Genomic DNA, 6,877 nt, shown 5'->3' with positions numbered 1-6,877 from the left:
GTCTGGGAAGATCGTGTGTACCGGTGCAAAGAGCATCGACGACGTGCACGAAGCACTCGGAATCATCTTCGACAAGCTCCGAGAACTGAGCATCCCCGTCGACGACGAACCCGAAATTACGGTTCAGAACATCGTCTCCAGTGCGGACCTGGGTCACAACCTGAACCTGAACGCCCTCGCTATCGGTCTCGGTCTCGAGGACGTCGAGTACGAACCCGAGCAGTTCCCCGGCCTCGTCTACCGGATGGACGAACCGAAGGTCGTCATCCTCCTGTTCGGTTCCGGGAAAATCGTCATCACTGGTGGCAAGCGGACTGACGACGCAGAGACGGCCGTCGAAGAAATCGTCGAGCGTATCGACGCACTCGGTCTTCTCGGCTAAGTTCTCACACCATACTTTCTTCGGCAGTGCACTCCGGTGAGCGACGCACCGACAAGCGTAAAATGTCGAATACACTAACGAGACGACATGAATGCGCGGGAGGACGTCGCGTTCCTCGTCGGGTCGCAAAGCAGGGAGTCGATACTCCAGGCACTCGCGCGAGAGCCACGGCGGCCAACTGACCTCGCGCGGGTCTGTGGATGCGCCCGCGAAACAGCACAGCGGACACTCGCAGGGTTCTGTGACCGGGGATGGGTGGAGAAATCCGACGGATTGTACCGACTCACCCCTGGAGGAAAGATGGTCTACGAACAGTACACAGACCTCGTCGACACCGTCGAGTGCACGGCCCGGATGCGCGAGTTCCTGACGAACGCTGGGGGCGTCTGTGACGACGTCCCGGACGATGTCCTCGAGCAGTTGACCGTCACGACTGCTGTGGACAACGACCCACACGCACCGATCAATCGATACCTCACGGTCCTCGGTAGCGACACAGTAGACAAATTCCGCGGCGTCTCCCCTATCGTCAGCCGGGTCTTCAACGAAGCAGCAGAACGGGTCCTCGGCCCGCAGACGGAGATGGAACTCGTCGTCGACAGAGACGTTCTCGAACGGTCCATGTCGGAGTACACCGAATCGTTCGAACTCGGACAGGAACTCGACCAGTTCTCGCTTCGCGTCGTAGAAGACACTCTCGAACTCGGCCTCCTCCTCGTCGATGGCCACGGCCTGGTCGCAGCCTACGACGACTACGGAAACATGGTCTCACTCGTCGACGGTGACGCACCCGAAGTCGTGACGTGGGTCGAAAGCCTCTACGAGTCGATTCGAAGCGAGTCGAAACCGCTCGAGTACGGTGACTCGGCAGTGTAAGCCGAGGAGCCAACCAGCCGACGATGCGTCGACGACGGTGGGCCAGACAGAACTGTGACCGAAGCAGTCACACGTGATTTTTCCAATCACACAAGCATGCAATAAAATATAAGACTGTCCTCTTCAGAGGTGTTAGTGCAGCGGCAGGTGGTCCCCGCTGACGATTCGACACCTCCACCGACTCGGGCGTCGGTCCGTCCCTCTTAGACGTCCTCTGTCAGGACGTCTTTGACCACGTCCGGGTCTTCGAGCAGTTGGTGTTTCGTGTAACTCCCTTCAGCACTACCGCCGCTGTGTTTGGACTGCTCGATGATATCGAGGAACGCGTGTTCTTTGAGGAGGTCACGAACTCGCCGAAGAGAGAGGCTATCCGAACCTTGCTGTCGGCAGATGTTCTCGTAGACTTCGTACACACGACTCGTCCGGAAGCCGTCCTGTTGTTGGTTAGACAGCGAGAGAATCGCCAGCGCCTGGAGAACGTAGCGTGAGTGCGGTGTCGAACCACGGATGAGTTCACGGAACCGGTCTGTCTCCGCGCGCTGGCGCGCCTGCGTGACAAAGTTTTCTTTGACCGTACTCGCGCCCATCGACTGTGCGATTTCACCAGCGTACCGAAGGATGTCGATTGCCTTGCGGGCGTCCCCGTGTTCACGGGCAGCGAGTGCCGCGGCGCGGGGAATCGTCGAGGGGTCCAAGACGCCGTCGCGGAACGCGTCACTCCGTGCGTCCATGATATCACGCAGTTGGTTGGCGTCGTACGGTGGAAAGACGAACTCTCGTTCGCAGAGACTGGATTTGACGCGTTCGTCCATTCGGTCTTTGTACTGAATCTTGTTGCTGATACCGATGACACCGAGTTTGCACCCGGATATCTTCCCCGCCTCACCCGCCCGCGACAGTTGCATGAGAATATCGTCGTCGCTCAGTTTGTCGATTTCGTCGAGGATGATGAGAACGACGTCGTAGAGGGCGTCGAGGATACGCCAGAGACGCTTGTAGTACGTCGACGTAGAGAGCCCCTTGTCGGGGACTTTGATGCCGGTGACCGCGGGGTCGTTGACGCTATCCGCAATCGTCTGGACAGCCTGCGTCTCTGTGGTGTCCTGTGCGCAGTCGACGTACGCGAACATCGCCTTCACGCCTTCTTCTTCGGCAGTGTCGACGAGTCGTTGTGAGACGTACTTCGCACAGAGCGACTTCCCGGTTCCCGTCTTTCCGTATATCAACACGTTGCTCGGACTCTGTCCGAAGATTGCAGGATTCACCGCCGTCGCGAGGTTCGAAATCTCGTCGTCGCGACCGACGATGCGACCCTCACCAGGGAGATGATTGATTTCTAACAACTCCTTGTTAGCGAAGATGGGGTCCTCCCTGGTGAAGAGGTCGTCGCTGGCGTTAGGCATGTTCGCAACACACCACGTTTCCGGTGAAAGGACTTACCATTCGACGCAGGACACACACACCGGATTTCCGGTGAACGGGTACGAACCTCCGTTTCCAGTCCACACGAAACAGAGGTGTGGGTTCACCGGAAACTCGGTGTGGGACAGACCAGGACAAGATAATCTCGTCGACGTTCGAGCTTCACGGCCGACAATCAGCCCGCCGACCTCCGAATTCGTCAGTCAGGCCTCTGCGTCGTCGACAGACGATGCGGCGGCAGGTTTCACAGAACGTGGTCGACCCTCCTCGGTAGCGTGGTTACTCGGTAGAAACACCTGGACGGTTGGACGAGAGATAACTCACCAGAAGAGTCGAGGGAGACGGAAGAAGACAAGGTGGAGACGAATCCCCAGAAATTAGCCGCTTTAGCACTTGTAGTTCCCTTCGAACGTTCCTCGAGTAACGAGTCACACTATGTTTGCGAGTGTATCAATGGTCGGTAACACAAATAAACTATTTAATAGTTTCTATAGATTGGAGATACAGGTGGAACGCAAACACGAGGCAACGACACCGAGAGGAGGACGATGGCGACGGAGAACCGGCATCGTCCACCGGAAACGTGGTGTCTCTCTCTCTGGTCGTTCGTGACCACTGGAGACAGTCTCGAGACCCGCTGATATCGGTGTTTTCACCGGAAACGTGGTGTGCAGGTAATAAGTGGACCGATTCGAATCGGCGTCGTGCGCAACCGACCGTACATTGGCCCTCCAAAACCCCGAATCCAGTCGGTTCGAGTCCTACAACCGCCGTGGACACTTCACCGGAAATACGGTGTGTGCACACCTTTCGAGACAGCACACACTTCGTCGACGCCGCCCCCACACGTGCTATGGTTTCACCGGAAACGTGGTGTCTGTCAGCGCTGTAACGTTCCCAAACGAGGACCCACCAGTAGCACGAACCTGACACGACGAAACCGACACTCCGCGACGGACCCGTTCACCGGAAACGTGGTGTCTCTGCCTCTCTTTCGTCCCTCTCAGGTTTCACCGGAAGCGAGGTGTGGAAAGACACGCCACAATCTTCCGGGAGCCACACTCCGACCCACCAGTGATACCTGCGGAGAAATACCTGCGGAGAAGAGGGATTACCGTGGATACTACAGGGAGGAGAGTCGACCGCACGTCCCCACGGCTGAAACGGACCCCACGACGATTCACCGGAAACGCGGTGTGGGACCAACTGACGTGAACTCGTGACTGTTGGCGAGAACTGACTGTGTCGTTCTCGTGGCGTCAATGCAATTACCCCAGAGTGCGAACCGACTACGTATGCATGCACTCGGCCGTGCGTGGGTGCGTCTTCGCGAGGCCATCGGCAACACTGAAAGCGGCGAGAAGTGGGCACTCGAGTGGTCACGCCGAGTCGAGACCCGATGGTCGTACGGTGACGAACTCATCGACTGCTTCCGATTCGACGACGGTTACGTGACGACCGTCCAGTACGAGCGACAAGGTGTCAGGTGGCAACTCACACCGGGACAGGTCCCTCTCGCCAGTGCCCTCGTGATGGCGAGGCTCTACCTCGAGCATCGACTGACACCACAGACCGACCGTGAGGGGCGTCCGTTTATCGGACTCGCCGACCACGGGCCGGTCCAAGTGTTCGAAGAGATTCCACCGGAACCCGTCGAGTACGTCTACCTCGACGGTATCCGAACACTCGAAGAGTTCCCCGATTTCATCACCATCGACGAGAATCTCCGGTCTGTTTTCGAACGCATGGCACCTGCGCAGTCGAGAACGTCTCGCTAAGACGTGCCTCACTCCATCAGTCACTCTCCCCCGATAGCACGGACCCCGTGTCTCGATAGCCTCTGTATCGGATGTCTCTCGTGTTCGGGCGCAGTCCGTGTGTCGCAAGCCGTTTCCCCCTCGCGTTCGTATCCGGAGTGATGACTGCCGAGGACGGAGAGCAGACTGACGAAAACGGGATGCAGACTGACGAACACGGAGGACAGACTGCTCCTGCGGACGAGTCCGACGACGACGTACTCGACCGACTCAGCGACGTGACCGATGCCACCGTCCCGACCGACGACGCACTATCGACCGATAGCGTCTCGCCCGACGCACCGGGTGTCTCTCTCGATTCGTTCTACGATGCCCTGGAAGCGGAGGGTCGACCAGTCGTGACGGCACAGCAAGTTGCTCGCCGGCTCGACGTGGCGCAAGCAGACGCGATGGACGGACTCGACGCACTCGTCGACGCGGGTCGTGTCGAGAGGGTGAACGTCGAGACCGACCCCATCGTGTGGTATCCGACGGAGTGGGGGAAACTCGCCGCACGCGAACGCGTCGTCCTGTTTCCAAAGCGTCGTGAACTCGTCGTCGACAACCCGACGCAGTACACCCGTGCGCGCCTCTCACAATTCGCCCACCTCGTGGACACGACGGGGGACCGAGAGGGTCGAGGCCGAGGCTATCTCTACCGGATTCGGCAGGAAGACGTGTGGCAGGCACCGTTCGACGACGTTCGCGACCTCATCGCGATGCTTCGGTCGGTCGTGCCGGAGCGCTCGCCCCACCTCGAGACGTGGGTCGAAGACCAGTGGAAACGCGCCCACCAGTTCCGTCTGTACTCCCACGAAGAGGGATACACCGTCCTCGAAGCCGCGACGGAGAGCCTCATGGGAAACGTCGCCCTCCAGAAACTCGACGACGACCAGATTTACGCGCCGATTTCTGACACCGAAGCGTGGGTCAGAGACGAGTCGGTCGCAGCAATCAAGCGAATCCTCTACGACGCGGGGTACCCCGTCGAAGACGACCGTGACCTCGAAGAAGGTGAAGCACTCGACGTCTCGCTCCACGTCGAGTTACGAGACTACCAACGAGACTGGGTGGACCGTTTCCTGGACCAGCGTGCTGGCGTCCTCGTCGGCCCGCCGGGTGCGGGAAAGACCATCGCGGGCATCGGAGCACTCGCAGCAGTCGGCGGCGAGACACTGATTCTGGTTCCGAGTCGAGAACTCGCTCGACAGTGGCGGGAAGAACTCCTCTCGACGACCGACCTCGACGACGACCAAATCGGGGAGTACCACGGCGGGCAAAAGGAGATTCGACCGGTCACCATCGCAACCTACCAGACGGCGGGGATGGACCGCCATCGGTCGCTGTTCGACTCACGTCGCTGGGGACTCATCATCTACGACGAAGCACACCACATCCCCAGTCGCGTCTTCCAGCGGAGTGCCGACCTTCAGTCCAAACACCGCCTCGGACTGTCGGCGACGCCAATCCGTGAAGACGACAAGGAGGCCGAGATTTTCACCCTCATCGGCCCGCCAATCGGGACCGACTGGGGCAAACTCTTCGACGCAGGCTACGTCCAGGAGCCGGAAGTCGAGATTCGGTACGTCGGGTGGGAAGACGACATGGCGCGCAACGAATGGGCGTCCAGCGACGGTCGGGAGCGACACATGCTCGCCGCGATGAACCCCGCCAAAGTCTTCGAGATTCGTCGACTCCGCGCCCGTCACCCCGACTCGAAGACGCTCGTCTTCGTCGACTATCTCGACCAGGGCGAAGAGATAGCGTCGGCGCTCGACGTGCCGTTCGTCAGTGGTGAGACGCGACACCACCGCCGCGAGGCGTACTTCGAGGCCTTCCGCGACGGCGACGTAGAGACACTCGTCATCTCCCGCATCGGCGACGAGGGAATCGACCTCCCGAACGCCGAACTCGCTATCGTCGCCTCCGGCCTCGGTGGGTCGCGTCGGCAAGGGTCCCAGCGCGCCGGACGAACCATGCGCCCGGCCGGAAGCGCACTCGTCTACGTCCTCGCGACCCGCGGGACCAGCGAAGAGGACTTCGCCCAGCGACAGATGCAGCATCTCGCTGGCAAGGGGATTCAGGTCCGCGAAGTCAACTCGTCCGACCCCACAGACGATGGGTCGGCCGAGTAGGATGGGTGAGCCGGCCGCGTAGGAAGGTGGTGTCGGGCGCGTAGGATGGTGGGTTCGGGAGCATAGGTAGTTCTGTCACGACTTCGGTATCGACCCGCAGTCGGCCAGTTAGCCGCCTGAAATGAGAATTCTTAAGTCCAATCGTAGGTTGAGATTCTCTTGACCGCTCTTAGCTCAGCCTGGCAGAGCAGCCGACTGTAGATCGGCTTGTCCCCCGTTCAAATCGGGGAGAGCGGACTTCTCTTGCAAATCCGGTCGAGCCGTTT

5 protein-coding genes and 1 tRNA gene are annotated in these 6,877 nt (G+C 59.7%); 5 read left to right on the top strand and 1 reads right to left on the bottom strand.

Features of this window, described 5'->3' with window-relative positions; all coding sequences use genetic code 11:
- Both AUR66_RS10040 and AUR66_RS10035 read left to right on the top strand, forming a co-directional pair.
- Window positions 1-382, top strand: a 382-nt coding sequence (locus AUR66_RS10040) for a TATA-box-binding protein (protein ID WP_058572296.1), incomplete at its 5' end; no start/stop codon positions are given.
- Window positions 383-469: 87 nt separating this feature from the next.
- Window positions 470-1,258: a helix-turn-helix transcriptional regulator gene (locus AUR66_RS10035; protein ID WP_197409732.1), complete on the top strand. Its 789-nt coding sequence runs from the start codon at window positions 470-472 to the stop codon at window positions 1,256-1,258.
- 203 nt (window positions 1,259-1,461) lie between these two features.
- Here AUR66_RS10035 and AUR66_RS10030 read toward each other — a convergent pair whose 3' ends face one another.
- Window positions 1,462-2,661, bottom strand: a complete 1,200-nt coding sequence (locus AUR66_RS10030) for a Cdc6/Cdc18 family protein (protein ID WP_058572294.1) — start codon at window positions 2,659-2,661, stop codon at window positions 1,462-1,464.
- A gap of 1,314 nt (window positions 2,662-3,975) precedes the next feature.
- Between AUR66_RS10030 and AUR66_RS10025 the strand changes: the two genes are divergently transcribed.
- The 3 genes from AUR66_RS10025 (at window position 3,976) to AUR66_RS10015 (ending at window position 6,848) form a co-directional block, all read left to right on the top strand.
- Window positions 3,976-4,458 carry a hypothetical protein gene (locus AUR66_RS10025; RefSeq protein ID WP_058572293.1) on the top strand — a complete coding sequence of 161 codons (483 nt, stop codon included), beginning with the start codon at window positions 3,976-3,978 and terminating at the stop codon, window positions 4,456-4,458.
- Window positions 4,459-4,637: 179 nt separating this feature from the next.
- The gene (locus AUR66_RS10020) at window positions 4,638-6,611 is read left to right on the top strand and encodes a DEAD/DEAH box helicase (RefSeq protein WP_394326255.1); all 1,974 of its coding nucleotides are present in this window, start codon (window positions 4,638-4,640) and stop codon (window positions 6,609-6,611) included.
- A 163-nt stretch (window positions 6,612-6,774) separates the two neighbouring features.
- Window positions 6,775-6,848 (top strand) — tRNA-Tyr (locus tag AUR66_RS10015).
- Window positions 6,849-6,877: the final 29 nt, after the last annotated feature.

Origin of the sequence: Haloferax profundi (assembly GCF_001469865.1) — an archaeon.
Taxonomy (GTDB): Archaea; Halobacteriota; Halobacteria; order Halobacteriales; family Haloferacaceae; genus Haloferax; species Haloferax profundi.
The sequence above is the reverse complement of the archived record's forward strand: the minus strand, read 5'-3'. Positions and strand labels throughout refer to the sequence as shown.